Source organism: Cellvibrio sp. ARAG 10.3 (assembly GCF_051846955.1).
GTDB lineage: Bacteria > Pseudomonadota > Gammaproteobacteria > Pseudomonadales > Cellvibrionaceae > Cellvibrio.
On sequence record NZ_JBPYCU010000002.1, the window covers coordinates 174540 to 200294 of the forward strand.

Annotated in this window: 20 protein-coding genes; 4 read left to right on the plus strand and 16 right to left on the minus strand. The window is 52.5% G+C overall.

What is annotated here, in order from left to right; all coding sequences use genetic code 11:
* Positions 1 to 94 precede the first annotated feature (94 nt).
* Positions 95 to 1075 carry a hypothetical protein gene (locus tag ACSV5M_RS03370; protein WP_439174171.1) on the minus strand — a complete coding sequence of 327 codons (981 nt, stop codon included), beginning with the start codon at positions 1073 to 1075 and terminating at the stop codon, positions 95 to 97.
* A 244-nt stretch (positions 1076 to 1319) separates the two neighbouring features.
* Here ACSV5M_RS03370 and pabB point away from each other — a divergent pair, with 244 nt between their 5' ends.
* Positions 1320 to 2705 (plus strand): aminodeoxychorismate synthase component I, encoded by a 1386-nt coding sequence (gene pabB, locus ACSV5M_RS03375; RefSeq protein ID WP_439174173.1) that lies wholly within the window; start codon positions 1320 to 1322, stop codon positions 2703 to 2705.
* A 56-nt stretch (positions 2706 to 2761) separates the two neighbouring features.
* Positions 2762 to 3511, plus strand: coding sequence for a dienelactone hydrolase family protein (locus tag ACSV5M_RS03380; RefSeq protein WP_439174174.1), 750 nt, complete (start codon positions 2762 to 2764; stop codon positions 3509 to 3511).
* Positions 3512 to 3618: 107 nt separating this feature from the next.
* Here ACSV5M_RS03380 and ACSV5M_RS03385 read toward each other — a convergent pair whose 3' ends face one another.
* The 4 genes from ACSV5M_RS03385 to thrH all read right to left on the minus strand — a co-directional run bounded on the left by ACSV5M_RS03385 (position 3619) and on the right by thrH (position 9445).
* Positions 3619 to 4020: a PRC-barrel domain-containing protein gene (locus ACSV5M_RS03385; protein ID WP_439174176.1), complete on the minus strand. Its 402-nt coding sequence runs from the start codon at positions 4018 to 4020 to the stop codon at positions 3619 to 3621.
* 146 nt (positions 4021 to 4166) lie between these two features.
* On the minus strand, positions 4167 to 7331 hold the full coding sequence (locus ACSV5M_RS03390) for an efflux RND transporter permease subunit (protein WP_439174177.1): 3165 nt from the start codon (positions 7329 to 7331) through the stop codon (positions 4167 to 4169).
* Positions 7332 to 7336: 5 nt separating this feature from the next.
* Positions 7337 to 8437: an efflux RND transporter periplasmic adaptor subunit gene (locus ACSV5M_RS03395; protein WP_439174179.1), complete on the minus strand. Its 1101-nt coding sequence runs from the start codon at positions 8435 to 8437 to the stop codon at positions 7337 to 7339.
* A gap of 390 nt (positions 8438 to 8827) precedes the next feature.
* On the minus strand, positions 8828 to 9445 hold the full coding sequence (gene thrH, locus ACSV5M_RS03400) for a bifunctional phosphoserine phosphatase/homoserine phosphotransferase ThrH (RefSeq protein ID WP_439174181.1): 618 nt from the start codon (positions 9443 to 9445) through the stop codon (positions 8828 to 8830).
* Between the two features lie 469 nt (positions 9446 to 9914).
* Here thrH and ACSV5M_RS03405 point away from each other — a divergent pair, with 469 nt between their 5' ends.
* Positions 9915 to 10643, plus strand: a complete 729-nt coding sequence (locus ACSV5M_RS03405) for a phosphoadenylyl-sulfate reductase (RefSeq protein WP_439174182.1) — start codon at positions 9915 to 9917, stop codon at positions 10641 to 10643.
* Between the two features lie 42 nt (positions 10644 to 10685).
* Here the strand turns inward: ACSV5M_RS03405 and ACSV5M_RS03410 are convergent, their stop codons facing one another.
* From ACSV5M_RS03410 to gyrA, 11 genes are all read right to left on the minus strand, one after another.
* Positions 10686 to 12101 carry a mannose-1-phosphate guanylyltransferase/mannose-6-phosphate isomerase gene (locus ACSV5M_RS03410; protein WP_439174183.1) on the minus strand — a complete coding sequence of 472 codons (1416 nt, stop codon included), beginning with the start codon at positions 12099 to 12101 and terminating at the stop codon, positions 10686 to 10688.
* Positions 12102 to 12185: 84 nt separating this feature from the next.
* Positions 12186 to 13079 (minus strand): UTP--glucose-1-phosphate uridylyltransferase GalU, encoded by an 894-nt coding sequence (galU, locus tag ACSV5M_RS03415; RefSeq protein ID WP_439174184.1) that lies wholly within the window; start codon positions 13077 to 13079, stop codon positions 12186 to 12188.
* Between the two features lie 61 nt (positions 13080 to 13140).
* Positions 13141 to 14490, minus strand: coding sequence for a phosphomannomutase CpsG (locus ACSV5M_RS03420; protein ID WP_439174186.1), 1350 nt, complete (start codon positions 14488 to 14490; stop codon positions 13141 to 13143).
* Positions 14491 to 14625: 135 nt separating this feature from the next.
* Positions 14626 to 15312 carry a (d)CMP kinase gene (gene cmk / locus ACSV5M_RS03425; protein ID WP_439174188.1) on the minus strand — a complete coding sequence of 229 codons (687 nt, stop codon included), beginning with the start codon at positions 15310 to 15312 and terminating at the stop codon, positions 14626 to 14628.
* Positions 15313 to 15333: 21 nt separating this feature from the next.
* On the minus strand, positions 15334 to 16038 hold the full coding sequence (gene pyrF / locus ACSV5M_RS03430; RefSeq protein ID WP_439174439.1) for an orotidine-5'-phosphate decarboxylase: 705 nt from the start codon (positions 16036 to 16038) through the stop codon (positions 15334 to 15336).
* Positions 16039 to 16148: 110 nt separating this feature from the next.
* Positions 16149 to 16460, minus strand: a complete 312-nt coding sequence (locus tag ACSV5M_RS03435) for a ComEA family DNA-binding protein (protein WP_439174190.1) — start codon at positions 16458 to 16460, stop codon at positions 16149 to 16151.
* 176 nt (positions 16461 to 16636) lie between these two features.
* Positions 16637 to 18055, minus strand: coding sequence for a sulfate adenylyltransferase subunit CysN (gene cysN, locus ACSV5M_RS03440; protein WP_439174192.1), 1419 nt, complete (start codon positions 18053 to 18055; stop codon positions 16637 to 16639).
* 103 nt (positions 18056 to 18158) lie between these two features.
* Entirely contained in the window at positions 18159 to 19067 is a 909-nt protein-coding gene (cysD, locus tag ACSV5M_RS03445; protein WP_439174194.1) for a sulfate adenylyltransferase subunit CysD, read from the minus strand.
* A 138-nt stretch (positions 19068 to 19205) separates the two neighbouring features.
* A complete protein-coding gene (locus ACSV5M_RS03450) occupies positions 19206 to 20195 on the minus strand; it encodes a prephenate dehydrogenase/arogenate dehydrogenase family protein (RefSeq protein ID WP_439174195.1) in 990 nt (329 codons plus the stop codon).
* Positions 20196 to 20202: 7 nt separating this feature from the next.
* On the minus strand, positions 20203 to 21312 hold the full coding sequence (gene pheA / locus ACSV5M_RS03455) for a prephenate dehydratase (protein WP_439174196.1): 1110 nt from the start codon (positions 21310 to 21312) through the stop codon (positions 20203 to 20205).
* Between the two features lie 88 nt (positions 21313 to 21400).
* The gene (gene gyrA, locus ACSV5M_RS03460) at positions 21401 to 24043 is read right to left on the minus strand and encodes a DNA gyrase subunit A (RefSeq protein WP_439174197.1); all 2643 of its coding nucleotides are present in this window, start codon (positions 24041 to 24043) and stop codon (positions 21401 to 21403) included.
* A gap of 319 nt (positions 24044 to 24362) precedes the next feature.
* Here gyrA and ACSV5M_RS03465 point away from each other — a divergent pair, with 319 nt between their 5' ends.
* On the plus strand, positions 24363 to 25685 hold the full coding sequence (locus tag ACSV5M_RS03465; protein WP_439174198.1) for a TRZ/ATZ family hydrolase: 1323 nt from the start codon (positions 24363 to 24365) through the stop codon (positions 25683 to 25685).
* Positions 25686 to 25755 lie beyond the last annotated feature (70 nt).

Below are 25755 nucleotides of genomic sequence, written 5' to 3' on the forward strand. Positions count from 1 at the left end.
GTGATGTTTAGTAGATTAAAAGGGCAGTTTTATAACTGAAACAGCTGTAAGGATAGTTGAAAGAATCGAGAGCGGCGGGAAAAGGCTGACGGCGTTAGCGCGCTTTAATAATGACCTCAACCTTGACACGGTTGGGGTTTATACGGGTGGCCAGTCCGGTGATGTCGCCAAACAGGGGCGGCTGGGAGTTGCCGCTCAGGTTATAGCTGAGGGTTAATTCGTCCCGCTCTCCTGACCATTGCACGCCAGGACGGAGATCGCCGATCAGGGTAACGCCTGTTGCCACATCTTGCAGGGCCCTGAATCTATCCAGCGCCAATTGCCGACCATTGTCCGACGCAGCCGCTCCAAAAGGATGGGCGTAGAGCACGTCGAGATCAGGTTCAGGGTACAGATGCATGATCAAGCTTTCGTCCACCGGCAACTCTTCTTCCACATAGGTGGCTGATCCCTTCACGGGCTGCGCCAGCTTAGTACTGTGCATCATCATGTCATAGGCAAGCAGCAGCTCGAATTCATAGCCTCGCCCATAAAATGACGGGCGCAGGTTGACGATGCGCAATTGCTGAATTGCGCCCTCAGCACGGGTGTTTTCTTTCAGATGGCGATAGGTGTCAGAACCTGGAGAGTCAATCGTGAGGCGTTTAGTGTATTCAACTCGCCCTTGGGGGGGCTGTTGTGTCACCAGAGGTTTCAGGTAAACAGGCGAGCGGTTGATGCCCGAGCGCAACGCATCCTCCGTTTCAGCCGGGGATGGGAGCTGAGCCAGGTCCGGGGCAACCAATACGTCGAACAGACGCCGCGCCTTCAGATTGAACGCCCATTTCACAGCAGTCTTGGTGCCGCCCCCGGCGGAGCTTTCTTCATGCAATTTGCCGCCCTGCTCAACCCTCACACGGATCTCCAGGGTGCCATGCCGCCAGCCCTTCGCCAGTAATTCATTTTCCATCGCATCCAGCGCGGTGGTAGCGAAGGACATGCGTCCCGATCCGGCGCGGTTATCCGGCGCGGGCGAACAAGCGATCAAGAGGAGGATAATCCCGCTGCTAATGAGCCTGAAGGTGCATAAGCGCATGGGAGGTTACTCCTGAAAACTCACGTTACCGGCGGGAAGGGCCGTAAGTGTAGTTCGAATAATGCAAGGATGCACGGTATCAGTCGACGAAAAATCATCCTAATTACTCGCGATATTGCGCACAAAAACACCTAATTGCAGAGAAAAATGCTTTAAACGTCATTTCGTGGAAAATTTCGTCGTCGGAGCCATGCCCGGCTTATCTGTTAGAATGGCCGCCCTTTTTTGAATGCCTGATGTCTCCATGCCAGTCTCTATGCTTCGTCCTATTCCCTACCTTGCTGACAGCGCACACTGGTATTGCGCGCTGCGCCACCTGCCGAGGCCGATCTGGCTCGACAGCGGGCGCCCGCATAGTACGTATGGACGTTATGACATCATCAGCGCAGCACCCCATTGCTGGTTGGAAACGACGGGCACCCATACCCGTATCAGTCGGATGGACGGACATATCAGCGAATCGACCGATGACCCTTTTGCAGTACTCCAGGCCCACCTGCCTCAATCTGTAGCCCCTGTGGGCGAGGTACCCTTTTGCGGGGGCGCCCTGGGTTATTTCGGTTATGACCTGGGCCGGCGTCTGGAAAAGCTGCCTGAACAGGCTGTTCGGGATATTGAACTGCCGGATCTGTGCGTGGGGATCTACCTCTGGGCTATCGTGCAGGATCATGAACAGCAGCGGGCTTGGCTGGTCAGTTTGCCAGAGGCGGGTGATCTGACTCAGATTGAACAAATAGTTCGGTTTCACGAGTTAAAGCAAAACCTTAAGAGTGATATATTTTCCTTTAAAATCAATGAATTCCGCAATGAAATTAATGCAAATAAATACGCCAATGCGATTGACCACATCCAGGATTACATTCGTGCAGGCGATTGCTACCAAGTGAATTTTGCGCAGCGTTTCAGCGCCGGGTACGAGGGTGATCCGCTCGCCGCCTACCTTGCCTTGCGTTCCGCCTTGCCCTCACCTTTCTCGGGCTTTATGGAATTGCCGGGCGGCGCCATCCTGAGTCTGTCGCCAGAACGGTTCATCCGCGTCGATGCCGATGGACAAGTGGAAAGCCAGCCCATCAAGGGCACTATCGCGCGCGGTTCAGACCCGCTGACGGACCAGGCTAACGCAACCGCCCTGCTGGCCAGCGAAAAGGATCGTGCAGAAAACCTGATGATCGTGGACCTGCTGCGCAACGATCTCAGCAAGCATTGCGACCAGGTGAGTGTGCCGGCCCTGTTCAGCCTGCAGAGCTTTGCCAATGTGCACCACCTGGTCAGCACCATCACCGCTCGCTTGCGACCAGGGATCGCAGCATTGGATATCTTGCGCGATTGCTTTCCCGGCGGCAGTATCACCGGCGCGCCCAAGATTCGCGCCATGGAGATCATTGAGGAACTGGAACCGGTGCGCCGCTCCGTTTATTGCGGCAGCCTGGGCTACATCAGCGCCGATGGCCGTATGGACACCAACATCGCCATTCGCAGCCTGGTGTGCAGCCAGGGCCGGGTGCACTGCTGGGGCGGCGGCGGTATTACGGCAGATTCCGAGATCGAACGGGAATACCAGGAAAGCATCACCAAGGTACGGCTACTGATGGACACCCTGCAAAAGCATTTTTCAGCCACTGACCACTAACCGCGTTATCACACCGCGTGAGCGGTAGATATTCATCACTCTGAGGGAGATCAAGTATGTTGATTCAAAACCATCACGTGGATCTGGAAACACCGACCGGCACCATGCGGGTTTATGTATACCGCCCGGTAGACGACAGCACAACCGCGAAAACCTATCCCGCCATCCTGCTCTACTCCGAGATCTTCCAGCAGACCGGCCCCATTCGACGCAGCGCACAAATCATGGCCGGCCATGGCTTTGTAGTGCTGGTGCCTGAGGTCTTCCACGAACTGAACCCCATCGGCACCGTGCTGGGTTATGACGATGCCGGGCGCGACAAAGGCAACGCCGACAAGCTAGCCAAAACTCTGGAAGCCCATGATACCGACACTCAGGCGATGATCGACTACCTGCGTACTCTGCCCTATTGCTCCGGCAAGATCGGTGCAATGGGCTTTTGCCTGGGTGGCGGGCTGGCTTATCGCGCCGCGATCCATCCCGACATTTCCGCCACCAGCTGCTTCTACGCCACCGATATACACTCCGGCCTTACCCCGTCACAGCCAGGCAACGAGAGCCTGACACGTACCGGCGAAATCCGGGGCGAATTGCAGATGATCTGGGGCAAACAGGATCCTCACATTCCCGCCGCAGGTCGCGCAAAAATTTACAGCAACCTCGTCGAGAAAAAGGTGAAATTTACCTGGCATGAATTCAATGGGGTTCACGCCTTTATGCGCGATGAAGGTGAGCGATACGATGCGGAATTACAAATGCTGGGTTATCAGATGGCGATCGGTTTATTCAAGCGTTGCCTGTACTAAAATTTTCATTGTTTATTCGCGCAGTAAATAACGCGGTTACAGCATGCATAACGCATGCTGTACCTGCCGACTTCCGTTTCGTTAATCCTGCTTCAAGTGGGCGCGGATCAATGGGGACGCGTGCCATAGTAGGCATGAATGTCCTGCGACCAGGACTGGTCTGCCATATCCGGCCAGTCATCCTTATCAAAACCCGGCGCACTTTTCAGGCGTTCTTTTTCGACGTTTAAAATAAAACGTTTGTTGATGGTATCCAGCGTTAACGCACTCCAGGGCACCGCAAATAATTTTTCGCCCATACCCAGGAACGAGCCGAAGGACAACACCGCGTAGGCCACTTGCCCTGAAGACATATCCAGCATAATTTCCTTGATATCACCCAGATCTTCATCCTTGTGGTTGTACACATCGTTGCCGATGAGCGTATCGGCACCCATCAAACGTGGGCCGGGGCCACGGTTGTCATGACTTTTGTACATGCCGTAGGTATCACGAGTTTCGTAGTTCATCGTTGTTCTCCTGTGATGCGTGAATAAAATCCGTGTAACGGAAATTGTCTTTGCATACGCAGGTTATGACTCGCCCGAGAGCCAGGTCTGTTCGACGAAGCACAAAATTTTAGCCACTGAAAACCCAGATGCCAAATTCTCTACATTTATTTTTCTGGTGCCGTTTCGCTATGATTTTTTACGCGTTTCTTACGCCACTCCAACACGGCCACCAGCAGTGTCGGCAACATGGTTAAGGTAACCAGCGCTGCGCCGACAATACCGGACATAACTATCACGCCGACACCGCGATACAATTCGCTACCGGCACCCGGTAAAAATACCAGAGGAGCCAAACCGCAAATGGTGGTAATCGTCGAGATGGCAATTGGCCGCAAACGCGACTCTACCGCTTCGCGCGTTGCATCTACCGGCGACATATTTTCTTCCACCATATTGCTGATCGCGCGGTCGACAATCAGGATGGGATTATTCACCACCGTGCCCATTAAAATTAAAAAACCGAGCATGGAAATCATGTCGAAGGGCTGATGAAAACCACCCAATCCCACCGCCGCCAATAAAGTTCCCAGGAGATTAAGAATGGCGAGACCGGCAATGCCGCCGGCGATCCCCAAGGGAATCGTAGTCATGATCAACATGGGGTAACCCCAGTGGCTGAAGATGGCCACCATCAACAAATAAATAATCACCAGTGCTACCAGGTAATTACTGCTCAAGGCTTCGCGCGTTGCATCCAGTTGATCCGCGGCACCGGAAATATTCAGGCTCACCCCGAGCGGCACTTGCCCGGTATCACGCAGATGCTGGACCAATTCGGTACGCACGCGTTCGACACCGGTTTCCAGCGCAACGGAGCGCGGAGGAATAATATTTAAGGTTACTGTCCGCCGCCCATCAACGCGCCGCACGGTGCTGGTGTCCACGGTTTCTTCCACAGTGACTAAATCAGATAACGGCAGCACGCTGCCCACCGGCGTGTGCACCAGAATGCGCGACAGGGTTTCCACACTCGCGCCGGGACCATCCTCGTTGTACAAGTACATATCGATCTTGCTGTCGTCGAGGAAAAATTCATTGACGTAAGCGCCATCCGTCAATGCCGCCACCGTAAAACCGATGTCTTCTGCGGTCATGCCCACTTCGGCAGCGCGTTGCCAATTGGGCCGCACGGCCAACAGCGGTTGCGCGAGCGATAGACTTGATGGCTGCGATTGAATGCTGGGCTCGTCAAAGATCTCTTCAGCACGGTTGTAGGCTAATTGCGCGACCTCGTATAACTTCGCCAGGTCGGGGCCGGAAATGTCCAGATTAACGCTGCGGGTTCCGCCGTCGTTGCTGCTGATGATAGAACCCCGCGCGGCGAATGCCCGCATGCCCGGGTAGGTTTCATATTTGCGCACCAAGGCTGCCATCAACGCATCGATATGGGCGGGATCTTTGGGCTCTGTGATGATGCGCAAGCCCTGGGGTGATACGCGCATATTCACGTACCGCATGGCCGGCACTTCCGTTTCACCCGCATCAAATGCTTCCGGCTCATCATCCACAAACGGCAGAAAATACGCCTGCACTTCCCGTCCGATCTCTTCCATGGTGGCGAGGTTATAGCCCGGTGGCGCGTTCATGGACGCAAAGGTTTTGGCTTCTTCACCTTCCGGTAAATACTCCGCCGGCGGTGTCAGGAACAGCACAACAGCCGTGCTCAGCAACACCGTAATACCAATGCAGGCAGCGCGGCGGCGCGGCGTTTCTATCAGCCAGGTGACGCGATTCATAATGGCGCGATGCAAGCGCGCACCCAATTTGTAATCCGGCGTTTCGCCGGAAAATGCCATGCGTGCACTGGCGGTGGGAATGACCGTAATAGCCACCAGCATCGACACCAGGATGGATGCAGAGATGGCAATGGCGATATCTGAATACAACTGCCCTGCCTCTTCGGCAATAAACATCACTGGCAGAAAAACCATGACGGTAGTAAGAGTGGAAGCGAGCACCGCCGGCCATACTTTCTGTACACCGGTGATAGCCGCACGTACACGATCCAGCCCCCGACGCCGTTCAAGTTCAATGCTTTCCAATACCACAATACTATTGTCGAGCGTCATGCCGATGGCAAAAGCCACACCGGCCAGGGAGATAACATTCACGGTGCGCCCGGCAATCAACAAACCGAGGAACGCAGCGATGGTGCAGATAGGAATACCCACCACGCCCAGCGCCGTAACCTTCAAAGACCGGATAAACACATACATGATCACCGTCGCCAGTAGCGCACCAAGGATCAGGTTTTTCCAGACATTGATCACCGAGTCCTGCACATAGACCACATCGTCTGCGGTGCGTTGCAATTCCATGCCCTCTGGATTGAGTAGCTCACGGTTAATCAACGCCACTTCGCGCATCATCGCTTCCTTGATGGCAATCACGTTGGAGCCACTCTCACGCCGTACGGACATGCTGATTACCGGTAAACCATCCACATAGGAGGTCTCGCGAATTTTAAAATGATCCAGCTTGATGTCCGCCACATCCCCAAGGCGGGTCAGGCTGTCGCCGTCGCGACGCAGAATCAGATTTTCAAGCTCGGCCAGGTCACGAAACCGCCCGACGGTGCGCAGCAAATACAAACGTTTTCCACTTTCCAGTTCACCGCCGGAAATATCGCGATTGCGTGCCGCAATGGCCGCTCGAACATCGATTAAACCCAAACCGCGTGCCGCCAGGCGATCCGGGTCAACACGAATCTGAATCTGCCGCTCTGCCCCGCCGCCCACATCCACTTGCGCCACACCGGCGACGCTGGACATGCGCGGGCGCACATTGTCTTCGATAAAGTCGCGCATCATATCCATGTCGAGTCCACGCGGATTTTCCGGCAGAGGCGAGACACGAAAATACATAAAAGCATTGGCAGAAAACGATGTGGCGAACACCTGGGGCTCATCCACATTTTCAGGATAAGACGGCACCTGGGTCAGCGCGTTATTGACCCGAATCAGGGTTTCAGTGATATCAACACCAAAGGGAAATTCCAGTTCGATTTCGGCCGAGCCGGTATTCGCGGTGGCGGTCAGCTCTTCCAGGTAGGGAATGTTGCGCAGGTATTCTTCCTGTTCGATCAGAATTTCTTTTTCAATATCCTGCGGTGTTGCACCGGGCCAGCGCGTCTGGATGCTGATGGTGCGCACATCCAGATCGGGGATCATTTGCACCGGAATACGCAACGCGGCCAGCGCACCCAGCACACAGATAATCAAAACCGTTACCGTAACGAGGATGCCATGGCGAACTATTTTCTCAAACATGGCAACTACTCATCCGCAGCGTTTTCAAGTGTCACGGCCTGATCTGCACGCAGCGCTTCATTGCCACGCACCACCACCTGTTGACCCACCTCAAGACCGGAGCGAATCTCCACCAGATGATTAAAGGCCAGACCGAGGCTAACCTGTTGCTCGCGCACGCGGCTCTTGTCGCCCTTTGTTTCAACAACCCAGACGCTCACCCGCCCATCCGGATAACGCAGCAAGGCATCGCGCGGCGCAACAATACCGGCATCATCTACCACCAGATTAAGCACTGCCCGAGCAGACATACCTGGAATTAATTCAGGTTGTTGCGCCTCATTCAGTAACACCCGCAATAAAAATGTGCGTGCGCTGTTATCACTCAGAGGCACCTTGCGATGCACCTTGCCCGCAAACGTTTGCTCCGGGTATGCATCAATCGTTATCTGGATAGCGGTGTGGTCATGAATGCGCGGATAAAAACGTTGCGGCACCTGAAAATCAATACGCAGCCCTTCGGTTGCCACCAGCTCCAACACCTCTGCTCCCGGCGCTAGCCATTCACCGACTTCGGCCAGTTTGCGACTGACGGTAGCGGAAAACGGCGCGTTTAATCGGTGGCGCTGAAACTCCGCCTCCTGGCGCCGCGCTTCCGCATCTGCTGTCTGCCAAGCTGCCTCGTCAATCTCTGCCTGCGCCTGGAGCGCACGCACTTCACTGGCGGCGATATTTTGTTGCGCCACTAATGCCTGCGCATCTGCCAGCCGTTTTTCAGTTTCTTCCCAGGCGGCGCGCGCGCCTCTGGCTGCAGCGCGGGCACTGTCGCGATCTATCGCGCTCAAGGTGTTGTCCAGCTCTATTAATACATCCCCGGCGTTAACCTGATCACCGGCGTCCACATGAACCTTGTTTATCAGTCCGGCCACTTCTGTGGACAATACTGAAATCCTGGGCGAGGACACGGTACCGGTCAGCGGAACCTCTTCAATCAACTCACGCCGCTCAACGGTAGCGGCAGCCACTTTTACCGCGGTATCGGCCCGCACTTCGTGGGCCAGCAAGACCCCATACATCAATAACCAAAGCGGTGAGCATAGATGGACCAGGTACTTTTTATTCAGCATAGAATTCCCTTGATGTTTATTTTCTGACGGCATGGATGTAATCCACCTACCGTGAACCTATGAATCAGGTAATTACGCGTGCCAAAGGCATTTGGTCTATCGAACTAAATGTTTTGCAACAATTGTTGTTGAGATAAAGGCGTTGAGAAAAAGGTTTCGCACTAAAGCGTTGAAATAAAACCGTCGATGTGAAATAGCAGCCTACACCTTAGCCAGTTTGCTGCATTATTCGCACATATCATTACGGTTTTTTACAGTCTGAATATGCCGACTGCAATGAGGCGAGAGGAGTGAGCCGATGAAACGGATTCAAAAGAAAAAAGGAAATTCGTGCAGAGCCCCATACCCCATGTAGCTACATGGGGCGCTCATACTTGGGGCATAGAGCCATTACAAACTCAGGTTACGATTGCTTGCTTTGATGAATTCTTTTTTCAAGTCTTCGTAGGTGTGTACGGCGGGGAATTGAGGAAATTGCTCAATAACATTTTGCGGCGCATGGAACAAAATACCTACGTCGGCTTCGCCCAACATGGTGGTGTCGTTATAGGAATCACCCGCCGCAATAATACGATAGTAAAGCGCCTTCAATGCCAGGACCGATTGGCGCTTCGGGTCTTTCTGGCGCAGGGTGTAATCCACCACCCGGTCACGCTCATCTACATTCAAACGATGGCAAAACAGCGTGGGAAAACCTAACTGACGCATTAAGGGCTGGGAAAATTCATAAAAGGTGTCTGACAGAATAATCACCTGGAAACGCTCGCGCAGCCAATCCACGAACTCCACTGCGCCATCCAGGGGTTTGAGGGTGGCGATGACTTCCTGGATCTCGCTCAAACCCAGATTATTTTCCTCCAGAATACGCAGACGCTGCTTCATCAGCACGTCGTAATCCGGGATATCGCGGGTGGTAGCTTTAAGCGACTCAATGCCGGTCGCTTTGGCAAATTCAATCCAGATTTCCGGAACCAATACACCCTCAAGATCAAGACATGCTATTTCCACATCAACCTCCAGCTAAATAAGAAAAATAAGGCGCCTATAGTGCGCAGCGAATAAAAGTTGGCGGCAATCTACCCGTTTCTCCTACTGAAAGCAAACGCCGCCTTTTCACGTGGAACATAGTTCTAAAAGAAATAAATATAAAATAATTTATTCCTACAATTAACAATAAGTTCCCCCCTATAATATGCTGATTTTCCAGCGCTTTACGCTACACCTTGTGCTTTGGTTGTTTATTGAGCACCACATGATGTGTATTTTTTATCCTTATCGGCTTTTAATTAAACATTGTTTCACGGATGCAATTGGCATAAGTGGGGCAAGAGCACAAGAACGGGTTCAGGACAGGATGTTAGGAAGTTAATCCTGCCTCTGTTATCCTTCGCGACCCGTGCTCAGGCTCCCTAATCAGCATGGCAATGCATTGACAGCCGTAAAACCCGCCGAGAAGTCCAGCAAGAGAAGATGAATTATGGCCAGTGAACTGATCAATCTGGTTGATCTGGATGCTGAATTGCAAACCCAGTCACCGCGCAAGATCCTCAAACACGCCCTCGCCCATTTTGACAATATCGCCATTTCCTTCAGCGGTGCTGAAGATGTGGTGCTGGTTGATATGGCAGTCAGCATGAAACCGGACATTCAGGTATTTACCCTGGATACAGGCCGATTACATGCAGAAACCTACCGGTTTATCGATAAGGTGCGCGAACACTACGGCATCAGGATTGATGTGCTTTCACCAGACGGAGAAGCCTTGCGCCGATTTGTTGGTGAGAAGGGCCTGTTCAGCTTTTATCAGGATGGTCATCAGGAGTGCTGCGGTATCCGCAAGATTGAGCCGCTGCGCCGCAAGCTGCATACACTGGATGCATGGATAACCGGCCAGCGCAAAGACCAGAGCCCCGGCACCCGCGCCGGCATTCCGGTTATTCAGAACGACACTGCCTTTGCTCGCCCCGGCGCGACACTGACGAAGTTTAATCCGCTTGCTAACTGGAGCTCACAGGACGTGTGGGATTACATTCGCGGCAATAACCTGCCCTACAACGAGTTGCATGATCGCGGGTTTATTTCTATCGGCTGTGAGCCCTGCACCAAACCGGTTGGCCCAGGTCAACATGAGCGCGAGGGTCGCTGGTGGTGGGAGGAAGCCACAAAGAAAGAATGTGGCTTACACGGCGAGAACATCAAACAATAACATCAAGCCGGATTGCCTGGTTGGGCAATCCGGCGGTTCGTATCAAGACCGACCGTAACTGTCTTCGTAGCGAATCACATCATCGTCCTGCAAATACGGACCGGATTGCACCTCGACAATCTCCAGCGGAATCTTGCCCGGATTACTCAAACGATGGCGGGTACCGATGGGGATAAACGTCGATTCATTTTCTGACAGCAAGGTCACTTCATCGCCCTTTTGCACCAGCGCCGTTCCCTTCACCACAATCCAGTGCTCCGCGCGATGGTGATGAAGTTGTAACGACAAGCTCGCACCGGGTTTAACACGAATGCGGTTTACCTGATAACGCTCTCCCGTATCAATCGCGTCGTAGCAACCCCAGGGGCGATAGATCTCGCGATGCTGCAAATGCTCGCTACGCTTTTGCTGGATGATGTGCGCAATCACCGCCTTGACTTGCTGGGCCTGGGATTTATCAGCCACCAGCACGGCATCCGGCGTGTTGATAATCATCAGGTTTTTTACCCCGACGGTAGCTACCAGTTTGTCCTGGGAAAACACCAGGGTGTCGGTTGAGCCAATATCGATGCTATCGCCAATAAAGCTGTTGTTCGCACTGTCTTTATCGGACAGGTCAGAGAATGACTTCCAGTCTCCCACATCGCTCCAGCCCGCATTGAGCGGTACACACACAACCTTCTGGCTCTTTTCCATCAGCGCATAATCAATGGAAATATTGGGCGCCTTGGCAAAGGCATCGCGATCAATACGAATAAAGTCGAGGTCTCGAACTGCCAGGGTTCTGGCCTGCTCCGCTGTTGTAATCACCTCCGGGCTGTAATGCTCCATCTCACTCAGGAACACATCGGTATTGAACACAAACATACCGCTGTTCCAGTAATAGCAACCTGCCGCCAGGTATTTTTCCGCCGTTGCCAGATCCGGCTTCTCAACAAACTGTTCTACGGGGAAATACACACCGTCGGCGCTTTTACCCGTGTCGGTCTTGATGTAGCCATAGCCGGTTTCCGGATGCGTCGGTTGTACACCAAAGGTGGCAATACGCCCTTCGGCAGCCGCCTGGACCGCCACACTGACCACCCGCTGAAATTCATGTACATCGCGGATCATGTGGTCGGCAGCCAACACCAGCAGGGTTGGATTGGTTTCCATCGAACGCGCTTGCAGTGCAGCCAGCGCAATGGCCGGTGCTGTGTTGCGCGCGACCGGTTCGAGAATAATCACCGCATCGCGTTGATTAATTTCCTGTAACTGCTCAGCCACCATGAACCGGTGCTCTTCGTTGCACACCACAATAGGTGGAGCAATATCGGGTATGCCGGTGAGACGCAAGACAGTTTGCTGAAGCATGGTTTTGTCGCCAAATAGCTTCAACAATTGTTTAGGGTAGTGCTGCCGGGAAAGAGGCCACAGGCGTGTGCCGGACCCTCCTGCCATGATAACGGGTATTATCAAGTGATCTCTCCAGTGCTGTGTTAGATGAAGTGAACCGCCCCTGAGTGTACGCCTGTTGCTCAGGGGCGGCTAACAGGACAATGATTACTTGCAGTAACGCTGACGAATAAAGTCTTCAAACTCTTTGCCAATCGCATCATGGCGGGCAGCGTAAATCACGTTGGCCATCATATAGCCGATCTTGGTACCACAGTCGTGGCTGCGACCAATCAATTGATAGGCTTCCATGGTTTCCTGCTCGAGTAATTCATCCATGGCGTCGGTCAGCTGGATTTCACCGCCTGCACCAGGTTGGGTTTTGGCAAGCAATTCCCAGGTTTTTTTGGACAACACATAACGACCAACAATGGCCATGTCGGAGGGTGCTTCGTCAACCGGCGGTTTCTCAACCATTGCCTTGATGGCCGCACACTCACCAGGGCCGATCTCTATGCCGGAGCAATCCACTACGCCGTACTTATCAATCTGGTCGCGCGGTACACGCTCAACCAGCACCTGGCTGTTGCCCGTCTCCATAAAGCGCTTGGTCATACCCGCCAGGTTATCCTGACGCAGGTTACATTCAGCACGGTCGATCAGGACATCCGGCAAAAGCACGGCAAAGGGTTCATCCCCCACCACCGGACGCGCGCACAGAATCGCGTGGCCCAACCCTTTAGCCTCAGCCTGGCGCACCGAAATAACGGTCAAACCCGGCGGCGTAATGGAGCGGATTTCCTGCAAGAGAGAACGCTTCAAACGTGCTTCCAGTTGTGCTTCCAGTTCAAAGCTCGTATCAAAATGGTTTTCGATGGCATTTTTACTGGCGTGAGTCACCAGAACGATCTCTTTGATACCGGCGGCGGCGGCCTCTTCAATCACATATTGAATCAGCGGCTTATCAACTACCGGCAGCATTTCTTTGGGAATTGCCTTGGTTGCCGGCAACATACGGGTCCCCAGACCCGCAACAGGGATGACCGCTTTTTTGATTTGCATTCAAAACTCCTTGGTTTCTGGTTTAGCTATCTCTCACACGAAGGTTTCGATGTGTAGCAATTTAGGCGAGCAATGCCAGGACTTCGTCCGTCTTGCTTTTCACCAGCTCGGCATCGCCGCGGCTCTCAACATTCAAACGCACCACCGGCTCGGTGTTGGACATGCGCAGGTTGAATCGCCAATTATCAAACTCCAGGCTGATGCCGTCTGTGCGGTCGACCGATTTAGCCTGATCACCGTAATGTGCGAGGACGCGTTCGATAGCCTCTTTGGGGTTTTCCACATGGCTGTTGATTTCACCGGGGGACGGGAAGCGCGCGATGCAATCTTCCAGCATGGAGGACAAGGGTTGGTTCTTGCGGCACAACAACTCAGCAACCAGTAACCAGGGGATCATACCGCTATCGCAGTAAAAGAAATCGCGGAAATAATGGTGCGCACTCATCTCACCGCCGTAGATCGCATCTTCTTCGCGCATCCGCTCTTTGATAAACGAGTGGCCGGTTTTGGATTGGATCGCTGTGCCGCCATTGCGTTTGGCGATATCGATGGTATTCCACACCAAACGCGGATCGTGAATCACTTTTTCGCCGGGGCTCTTAATAAGAAACGCTTCTGCCAACAAACCGACGATGTAATAACCTTCGGTAAATTCACCCCGTTCGTCAAACAGGAAACAGCGATCGAAATCACCATCCCATGCAATACCCATATCGGCGCCGTGTTTGAGCACAGCCTCGCTGGTCACCGGACGATTTTCCGGTAGCAGTGGATTGGGAATACCGTTGGGGAAATTACCGTCGGGTTCGTGGTTGATCTTGATAAATTCAAAGGGTAGATATTTTTCCAGCGCGTCAATAACATGCCCAGCAGCACCGTTACCGGCGTTGACTACCAGTTTTAATGGTTTTAATTGCGCTGTATCGATATAGGTCAGCAAATGCTTAACGTAGGCATCCAGTGTACTTTCCTGACGATAACTGCCGCGTTTTGCCGAATCAACCGGGACGAAATCATTGGCTTCTGCAAGGCGTTTAATATCACTTAACCCGGTGTCGTTGCTGATTGGTTTTGATCCTTCGCGCACCATCTTCATGCCGTTGTAGTCGATGGGATTGTGGCTGGCGGTGATGACAACGCCGCCGTCTGTCTTGAGGTGGCTGGTTGCAAAGTAAATCTCTTCCGTACCGCACATGCCTATATCGATAACATCCACACCTTCATCACGCAAACCGTTACTCAACGCTTGTTTTAATGCATTGCTGGTCAAGCGCACGTCGCCCCCTACTACAACCGTTTTAGGGCGTAAAAAAACCGCATAGGCACGGCCGATGCGGTAGACGATATCCTCGTTTAATTCTTCACCCAATTTGCCGCGAATGTCGTAGGCTTTAAAGCAAGTCAATGTCATGTCGATTTTTCCATTCTTACACTGAAACAATGTGCCGGCGAAACAACTACCGACATTTTAAGATTCTGCGAAGCACCATAGCTGCGCATTCTTACGGTTTGTTGACATCTTGCGATGCAAACACCATGTGGATATTCAGGAAGGTTTTCCGCCTTTCACCAAATTCAGCATAGCTTCCAATACTTCTTCGATAGTCATCTGTGTGCTATCCAACAATATCGCATCAGCCGCCGGTTTTAATGGCGAAACTGTGCGTTTGCTATCACGCTCGTCACGTTCCTGAATATCTTTTATCAAGGCATTGATGTCGACTGACTCACCTTTTTCGACGAGTTGTTTATAGCGTCGCTGCGCGCGCGCCTCGGCGCTGGCGGTTAAAAATATTTTAATATCTGCATCAGGAAAAACCGTTGTGCCCATATCGCGGCCATCGGCCACCAGGCCAGGCAACTGACGAAAATCCCGTTGACGTTTCAGCAAGGCTTCACGCACGCCGGGATAAGCCGCAACGACAGATGCGTTCATGCTGATAATTTCACTGCGAATCGCACGGGTAACATCTTCATCACTTAATAAAATACGAGTGTGCTCAGCAGTAATATCAAAACGGACATCAAGTTGCGCCGCCACTTTTTCCACTTGTTGTTCATCCTGAATATTGACGCCCTGCTTGAGCGCTGCCAGTGCAACCAATCGGTAAAGTGCTCCACTATCGAGCAAATGGAAACCGATTTTTTTGGCGAGTAACTGACTTAATGTGCCCTTGCCCGAACCACTGGGACCATCAATCGTGATAACGGTAGGTGTGCCATGAGTAGCCAAATCCAGATTCCTTACATCCAATTAAACATTCAGTGAACGGTTGATGTTCTCGCACACGGTAACAGGGTCTATGGCCTGGGTGATTGGTCGTCCAATCACCAGATAGCTGCTACCGGCCTGCACCGCTTCTGTGGGAGTCAGTGTGCGACGCTGATCATCTTTGGGTGAATCCGCTAAACGAATGCCTGGGGTCACCAGACAAAATTCGTTACCCAGGACATTACGCAAATCCCGTGCCTCCTGCGCAGAACAAACGATGCCATCCAACCCGCAGGCTTGTGTCAGATGTGCCAGGCGCACCACCTGCTGTTGCGCAGAATCCTGAATGCCCACCGCCTGCAAATCGGTGTCATCGAGACTGGTCAATACTGTGACGCCGATCAACAAGGGACGCGGGCCCGGTGCCTGTTCCAGGATGTCCCGACAGGCAATCATCATACGCTCACCGCCTGACGCATGCACATTGACCATCCAGACACCCAGATTGGCTGCCGCTTTAACCGCTTTGGCGGTGGTGTTGGGAATATCGTGAAATTTCAGGTCAAGGAAGATCTCGAAGCCCATGGCCATCAGGTCTTCAACAACCTTGGGGCCAGTACTGGTAAACAGCTCTTTGCCGACTTTCAATCGACAGGCCTGGGGAGATAAGCGCCTGGCCAGCGCCAGACAGTCGTCGGCATTATCAAAATCCATAGCGACAATTATTCGCGGCCCTTGCACTTGTATCATCACCACCTCACCTTTCGAATGCGATAAAAAAAGCCCGATCCTTGCGGATTCGGGCCGTCATTAAAGCAAATCTTAAGGGTTTTCGCAGCAACTCTCGCTGTCAGATGTTACTGGAGGCGAAGATTATCGCGGTTCGCATCCAAAATCGCGACGCCAATACCTTTCACTTCCAGCAGTTGCTCTACCGATGTAAATCCACCGTTAGCATCACGCCAGGCGATAATCGCTTCTGCCTTTTTAGTACCAATCCCTTTAAGGGTTAATAAGGTATCAACATCAGCCGTATTGATATTGACAGCCTGTTGTAACTGAGAAGCTTCCTGCGCGGGTTGAGCAGGTTTATTTTCTACAGCCAAGGCAAAAGAAGACGAGAGGAGAACAAGCGCAGTAGCAAAAACACAAGAGATAAACGCTTTCATAGGAAAAATCCTTTTCTATTAATAGATGATTGGAGTATGCATGCGATTCCTGCATGCGGCGCGTAGGTTATAAAGCACACGGCGCTGTGACCAGAGGAGATCGCTGAAAGTTATGTAGGAGATATCTTACAAAAGTGCTGCCGCCATCGCATGCGATGGCGGCAGTCAGGTAGGGTTTAACGCAATAACTTGCTCAGATCACGCGCATCCCAATGTGGGAAATGTTTACGGATCAGTGCATTTAATTCCAATTCAAACTCGCTGTAATTCACCGCCGTTGTCGCCGTCGCTTCGAGACGGTCAATCACCATACCGGCTCCTACTGTGAGGTTAGTCAGGCGATCAATAACAATAAAAGCACCCGTAGCACGATTTACCGGGTATTGATCAACAATGACGGCCTGGTTTAAGGATATATCTACCACGGCAATATCATTGAGTTGCAGGTTGTCCACATGGGTATGCTCCTGCGTATTGACGTCGACGCGATAATCAATCTTCTCAACGCTGCCACTCACCACTTTGCTGGCGAACTTAAACAAATACTCCGTATGTGTACGGCAGGCTTTTTCATTCATCCATACCACATGGGCTTTGAGATGATTGGTTTGCGGTACCTCATCTTTCGCCAGCACAATCATATCGCCGCGACTGATGTCGATTTCATCTTCAAGCGTCAGCGTAATAGCCTGACCGGCGAAGGCTTCCGGTAAATCACCGTCGTAAGTCACAATCGCTTTAACCTTGCTCGTCTTGCCGGAGGGCAGCGCTTTAATTGCATCACCCACACGCACTACGCCGGATGCCACGTTGCCACAGAAACCACGGAAGTTAAGATTGGGACGATTGACGTACTGCACTGGAAAACGAAAATCATCAAAATTTTTATCCGCTGATACCGGAACGGTTTCAAGGATTTCCATCAAGGTCTGCCCTTGGTACCAGGGCGATTTTTCCGAGCGATTAACAACGTTATCGCCCTCAAGGGCAGATATAGGTACAAAGCTGATTTCGCTCATACCGAGTTTTTTGGCAAATACCAGATAATCTGCTTTGATCTTTTCAAATACTGACTCACTGAAATCCAGCAAATCCATCTTGTTGATCGCCACTACAATGTGGCGGATACCCAACAACGATGCGATGTAACTGTGACGACGCGTTTGCGTCATCACACCGTGACGCGCATCAATCAAAATAATTGCCAGATCACAGGTGGACGCACCGGTAGCCATATTGCGTGTGTACTGCTCGTGTCCCGGTGTGTCGGCGATAATAAATTTGCGTTTAGCGGTGGAAAAATACCGGTAAGCCACATCAATGGTAATGCCCTGCTCGCGCTCAGCTTGCAAACCATCGACCAGCAACGCCAGGTCAATTTTTTCTCCCGTTGTGCCGTGCTTGGTACTATCAGAACGTACTGCCTCCAACTGATCTTCATAAATCATCTTGGAGTCGTGCAACAAGCGTCCAATCAAGGTACTTTTACCATCATCCACGCTTCCGCACGTCAAAAAGCGCAACAACTCTTTTTGTTCATGCTGCGCAAGATAAGCGTCGATATCCGTTGCAATTAAATCTGATTGGTGTGACATATTGGGTCTCTAGTTGCTAGTCGTGAGTAACTAGTTGTTTATCCGTTAAATGTGAGTGAGCGATGCTTTGGTCTATACGACCAGAACCACATTTCGCCTGATGTTAGAAATATCCTTCCTGTTTTTTCTTTTCCATCGAGCCTGAGCTGTCGTGGTCGATAACACGGCCCTGACGTTCAGAGGTGGTGGTTAACAGCATTTCCTGGATAATTTCTGGCAATGTGGCCGCTTCGGATTCCACGGCGCCGGTCAACGGATAGCAACCGAGAGTACGGAAACGGACCATCTTTTCTTCCACTTTGTCATCCGGGCCGATGGGCATGCGATCATCGTCTACCATGATCAATGTTCCATCACGTCTGACGACCGGACGCTTGGCCGCAAAGTACAGCGGAACAATGGGGATATTTTCCAAGTGGATATATTGCCAGATGTCGAGTTCTGTCCAGTTGGATAAGGGGAATACACGAATGCTTTCGCCCTTGTCGACGCGGCCGTTGTAGATATCCCACAACTCCGGGCGCTGGTTTTTCGGGTCCCAGCGATGATTCTTATCGCGAAAGGAATAGACGCGCTCTTTTGCGCGGGATTTCTCCTCGTCACGACGCGCACCGCCGAAGGCAGCATCGAAGCCGTATTTATTCAGCGCCTGCTTGAGGCTTTGGGTTTTCATAATGTCCGTGTGTTTGGCACTGCCGTGGACGAACGGGCTGATGCCCATCTCAACGCCTTCCTGGTTGATGTGCACGATCAAATCCCAACCCAGCTCTTTAACACGCTTATCGCGAAACTCGATCATTTCGCGGAATTTCCACGTGGTATCAACGTGCATCAGGGGAAATGGTGGTTTACCCGGATGAAAGGCTTTCATCGTCAGGTGCATCATCACCGCCGAGTCCTTACCCACGGAATACAGCATAACCGGCTTATCAAATTCCGCCGCGACTTCGCGAATGATGTGGATGCTTTCCGCTTCCAGTTGTTTCAAGTGAGTCAGGTTGTAGTTGGACATTAACGACTACCAAATAAAAAGTGATTATTAACAGGCAATAGGCTTCGCTGGCTGCGAATTATAAATAACCGTTTACCAATTGCTAACGATTAATTACTTCTATGTTTATGCCGGTTTGTTTGACTACCATGGCTAATATCACGGCGCGTCTCCCCTGGTCTCAGCGTCAGGGGCTGATACGTCATCCACTTGCTGGCGACTCTCTCGATCAGGCTCGCCTTTGTTGGCCAGCATCCTGGTGAAACGATCCCGCGCCGTTTTTGCCCGGGTAAATACGTCGAGGAGATATTCGCTGTTTTCCTGCTCGATTCCAGTGCGCAATCGCATCAGATTGTCGATATATAAATCCAGCGCGTGTAGCACACTGGTTTTGTTAGCGCGCATGATATCGTGCCACATAACCGGATCACTGGACGCAATGCGGGTAAAGTCGCGGAAACCACCAGCAGCGTAACGAAAGATATTTGGGTTACCTATGTCTTGCGCGAGTGTATCAACCAGCGAATAGGCAATGGCGTGTGGCAGATGGCTGGTAGCGGCGAGCACGTCATCATGCTCTGCTACGGTCATACTTAACACCTCGGCCCCTACGGCTTGCCACATACGTGTAACCAAATTGAGATGTTGTGCACCCGTCGTCTCCAGCGGCGTGAGGATGACCCGGTGCTTTTCATACAAATCCGGATTCGCCGCTGTTACACCACTCTTCTCCGAGCCGGCAATCGGATGCCCCAACACCAGCTGGGGCGGCACCTGCCCATACACTGCTTCCGCTGCTTGCTGAACACTTCCTTTGACACTGGCACCATCGGTAACCGTGACCGAAGACGGCACCGTAGACTTCACGGTTTGTAATACCGATGCAACCGACAGCGTTGGCACGGCGATAAAAATAACATCCCCTTCACCCAACTCGCTCGCCACATCCGCAAGTTCGACGTATGCACGATCAACCACACCCAGGGCTACCGCCTCTTCGCAGATTTCCTGGCGACGGGCAATACCAATGACTTCCTTGCAGGCGCCACGCGCTTTCAAACCGGTCGCCAAACTGCCGCCGATCAGACCAATGCCGATCACGACGAGTTTATTGATGCCTTGCCAGTCAGAAGTCGAAGAGAGAGTCATAACGGAATCAAAGAACGGCTTTGGGGTAAGAGCCCAGCAATTTCAAATCTGCAGCGCGTTGCGCCACTTCCTTGAGCACCTTGCTGATCAGGGGATCGTCAACATGACCGACAAAATCGATGAAGAACACATAGGTCCAGGCACCGGTGCGCGACGGACGGGTCTCTACCCGTGTAAGGTCAATATTGTGACGATGAAAGGGTTCAAGCAAATTGTGCAGAGCGCCCGGTTCGTTGCGCATGGCCACAACGACAGAAGTTTTATCAACACCACTGGCAGGAACCGCCTGGGTTCCGATAATCAGAAAACGTGTGGAATTATCCGGCTGATCTTCAATTTTTTCTGCCAGCACCTTCAGACCATAAAGCTCCGCCGCCATGCTGCCGGCGATGGCGGCCGCATTCCATTCGCCCTTCAACCGTTTCGCCGCTTCGGCATTACTGTTTACTGCAATGCGCTCGGCCTTCGGATAGTGCGCATCCAGCCATTTACGGCATTGTGCCAGCGATTGGGAGTGCGAGTAGATACGGCTGATGCTGCCGATATTGGTCACATCAGATACCAACAGATTCTGATGAATACGCAGTTCCACCTCACCACAAATTTTCAGGTTGGAACCCATAAAATTGTCGAGGGTGTGGTTCACGACACCTTCAGTGGAATTTTCCACCGGCACCACGCCGTAATTCACCGCACCGGCTTCCACTTCACGAAAGACTTCATCAATGGCCGAGAAGGGTAAAGCTACAGCGGAGTGACCAAAATGTTTCAAGGCTGCCTGTTGGGTGAAGGTACCTTCTGGACCAAGGTAAGCCACCTTGATCGGATTCTCCAGCGCGAGGCACGCCGACATGATTTCGCGAAACAGCCGCGCAATTTCTTCGTTACTCAACGGCCCGGTGTTGCGCTCCATGGCTTTGCGCAAAACCTGCGCTTCACGCTCGGGGCGGTAAAAGAGCACTTGGGCTTCCGGAGGTAAAGTGGCTTTTTTAACTTCTGCCACTTCTTGGGCACACTTCGCGCGAGCGGAAATCAAACGACCGATTTCATCATCAATCGCATCAATTTCATTACGCAAAGCCAGGAGTTTTTGCTCTTCGGTCTGTTCAGCTGACATGATTAATTACAGCGTGTTAAGTTGAAAAGAGAGATGAATAAAAACGCAGCCGGAACCTTCCAGGCTGCGTCACTTTTATTCATCATTTTTACTCATCATTGTCCGGTGAGTCTGCTACATCGTCATCGGTCTGCAGATCATCAGGCACTTCGTCATCAGCGGATGACTCGGCAGTAGCCGGCGCACGGTTTGCATTTTCATCCGCGCTTTCTTCGATGCGCTCCAGACCTTGCATACGCTCGCCGGTTTTGAGCTTGATCAGGCGAACACCTTGCGTGTTGCGACTCAACAGCGACACTTCATCGACACGCGTGCGCACCATGGTGCCCTGGTCCGAGATCAACATAATCTCTTCGCCATCAAATACCTGCACTGCACCAACCAATTGGCCGTTGCGCTCTGTGGTTTGCATGCCGATAACACCCTGCGAACCGCGACCTTTTGCGGGGAACTCACCCACATCGGTACGCTTGCCGTAGCCGTGTTCGCTCACCGTCAATACCTGACCATTCTCCATGGGAATCACCATGCCGATAACGCGCTGGCCTTCCGCCAGGCGGATACCGCGCACGCCGCGCGACGTCCGTCCCATCGCGCGAACCTGCTCTTCGCGGAAGCGCGCCGCTTTGCCGCTGCTGGAGAACAGGATGACATCACAGGAACCGTTGGTAATTGCTGTGCCCACCAGCGTGTCGCCTTCGTCCAACTCAATCGCCCGCAAACCGACACTGCGCGGACGGGAGAACTGCGTCAGCACTGTTTTTTTCACGGTACCGTTAGCGGTAGCCATAAAGATAAAGTGGTCGTCATCGTAGGTTTTCACCGGCAGGATAGAGGTAATACGTTCGCCCTCTTCCAGCGGCAATAAATTCACCACCGGGCGACCGCGAGACTGACGCCCCGCAACAGGAATCATATATACCTTCAACCAATACACCTTACCGGCATTGGTGAAACATAAAATCGTATCGTGGGTACTGGCGATCAGCAGATGCTCAACAAAGTCTTCATCTTTAACGGCTGTGGCAGATTTACCCATACCACCGCGGCGCTGTGCCTGGTAATCATCCAGCGGCTGGCTCTTGGCGTAGCCACCGTGAGAAATCGTCACCACGCGATCTTCTTCGTTAATCAAATCTTCCGTGGTCAGGTCCAGCGTAGAAGCAACAATTTCTGTGCGGCGCGCATCACCATAATCCGCAATCACTTGCTCAAGCTCTTCGCGGATAACCGCCATCAGGCGTACCGCGTTACCGAGAATTTCGAGATACCCGGCAATTTGCACCAGTTTTTCATCGTATTCAGCGAGCAGCTTGTCGTGCTCCATGCCCGTCAAACGGTGCAAGCGCAACTCGAGGATTGCCTGGGCCTGGGCGGCAGATAAAAAGTATTTACCATCGCGCACGCCGAACTCTTCACCCAAATCTTCCGGGCGACAGGCATCTTCACCGGCACGCTCAAGGAAGGGAGCCATTTCGCGCGCATCCCAACCGCGCGCCATCAGGCCGTCTTTCGCTTCCGCCGGGCTGGGTGAGCGTTTAATCAGATCGATGACTTCATCGATATTGGCAATGGCAACCGCCAGGCCCTCAAGGATATGGCCGCGCTCACGGGCCTTGCGCAACAGATAAACTGTCCGGCGGGTAACCACTTCGCGCCGATGACGAATAAAGGCATCGATCAGGTCCCACAGATTGAGAATCTTGGGCTGGCCGTCATCCAGGGCGACCATGTTGATACCAAACACATTCTGCAATTGTGTTTGTGCATACAGGTTGTTCAACAAGACTTCAGCAGATTCGGTGCGTTTGACTTCAATGACAATACGCAGGCCGTCCTTGTCTGATTCATCGCGCAGCTCGCTGATACCTTCAATTTTCTTTTCTTTAACCAGCTCAGCAATACGCTCAATCAGGCGCGCTTTGTTTAACTGGTAAGGAATCTCGGTCACGATGATGGTTTCGCGACCGGTTTTTTCATCGACTTCAATATCCGCTTTAGCGCGCACATAAATCCGACCGCGCCCCGTGCGGTAGGCTTCCACAATACCCGCGCGACCATTGATGATGGCTCCCGTGGGGAAGTCGGGGCCTGGGATATACTCCATCAATTCATCGACGGTAATATCCGGGTTATCGATCATCGCCAGACAGCCCTGCACCACTTCTTTCAGGTTATGTGGGGGAATATTGGTGGCCATACCGACGGCGATACCAGAGGAACCATTGACCAGCAAATTGGGAATACGGGTGGGCAAGACGACGGGAATTTGTTCAGAGCCATCGTAGTTGGGCGCAAAATCGACCGTTTCTTTGTCGAGATCCGCCAGGAGGTCGTGGGCCAGCTTGGCCATACGTATTTCGGTATAACGCATGGCCGCTGCGTTATCACCATCAATCGAACCGAAGTTACCCTGGCCATCAACCAACATATAGCGCAATGAGAACGGCTGGGCCATACGCACGATGGTGTCGTAGACCGCAGAGTCACCGTGGGGGTGATATTTACCGATTACGTCACCCACAACACGCGCTGACTTCTTGTAGGGCTTGTTCCAATCGTTGTTCAACTCGCTCATGGCAAAGAGCACACGACGATGCACCGGCTTTAAACCATCACGCACATCCGGCAACGCCCGGCCCACAATAACGCTCATGGCATAATCGAGATAGGACTGCTTGAGCTCGTCTTCGATATTTACGGGTAAAACTTCTTTTGCAAATTCGCCCATGGGTTTACAGCATTCCTTATTATGGTGACTGCTTGGGTTAATTGATCATTAATTCGGCGTTAGCGAATGCCCAACCGGCTTTTAACGACACACTGAAGGGCCTCTTTAAAAACGGGTTTGGCTGCCACAGAAAGGCGGGAATACTACCACAAAATCAATTCGATAGGCATTTTTTAGGCCAGCTCGTCGAGCGCCTGAACATTCGCTGATCAATCCCCGTCGCACGCTGCTCCTTGCACGGCGGATCACTGCCCATCAACACACTTTGCGTTATACTGCGCGGCTCTCAATCACGGGATGATTTGACCCAGGAAAGCCCATGCCTGCACCAGAAAGCATTCGTTTATTGATCAAAGCGCGGTGGATTGTCCCGGTTGTGCCGGAGAATCGCGTGCTTGAAAATTGCGCAGTGGCCGTTCATAACGGCGCTATCATTGCGATTGTTCCCCAGGATGAAGCCGACAAACGCTTTAACCCCGAACAAACCATCAATCTCACCAATCATCTGGTCATTCCCGGTCTTATTAATGCCCATGGCCACGCGGCGATGAGCCTGTTGCGCGGTTTCGCGGATGACAAACCGCTGCGCGATTGGCTCAACAACCATATCTGGCCCGCCGAGGATCAATGGGTCAGTGAGGAGTTCGTGCGCGACGGCACCGAATTGGCCATGGCGGAAATGATTAAAAGCGGTACCACCTGTTTCGCCGATATGTATTTCTACCCGGAGCAGGCCGCCCAGGTTGCTCAACAAGCCCATATGCGGGCCCAAATTGCCTTCCCGATCTTCGATTTCCCTTCGGCCTGGGGCCAGGGACCGGAAGATTATTTTGCCAAGGGACTCGCGCTTCATGATGACTTCCGCTCAAGTCATCTGGTGAACGTCGGTTTTGGACCTCATGCGCCCTACACTGTATCTGACGATGTGCTGGAAAAGGTAGCCGTGCTGGCCCAGGAGATGGACTCCCCCATCCACATACACCTGCACGAAACCCGCTTTGAAGTAGAGGAGTCGCTGAAGAAACATTTGAAGCGCCCGGCGCAACGCCTGATGGATCTGGGCGTGTTGTCGCCGCTCACCCAATGTGTACACATGACGCAGGTGGACGATAGCGATATTGACTTGCTACTGGAAAGTGGAGCCCATGTTATTCACTGCCCGGAATCAAACCTCAAATTGGCCAGCGGTTTTTGTCCGGTACAAAAGCTGTGGAATGCCGGTGTCAATGTCGCTTTAGGCACTGATGGCGCTGCCAGCAACAACGATCTGAATATTTTGTCAGAACTCAAGACGGCCGCTTTGCTGGCCAAAGCCGTTGCTGACGACGCGGCGGCGCTAGATGCACACCAGGCATTACGCATGGCCACCATCAACGGCGCGCGAGCACTGGGGCTGGAAGAACGCATCGGCAGCCTGGAGGTGGGCAAGGCGGCAGATATTACCGCCATTGACCTGGGTGAACTGGAAGCACAACCTCTGTATAACCCGGTCTCCCAACTGGTATATACCAGTTGTGGCCACCGCGTCAGTCATGTCTGGGTCGGCGGGCGCGCCTTGATGCTCAGCCGGCAGTTGCAAACACTTAATGAACGCGAGCTGATCGGAAAGGCGCGCTGGTGGCGCCAGCAAATCACCAGGTAAAAACACGCAGAGCGAACTGGCAAAGCGTAATCCAGCCACAAAGTTCACACGAATATTTAAGCAGCGACAA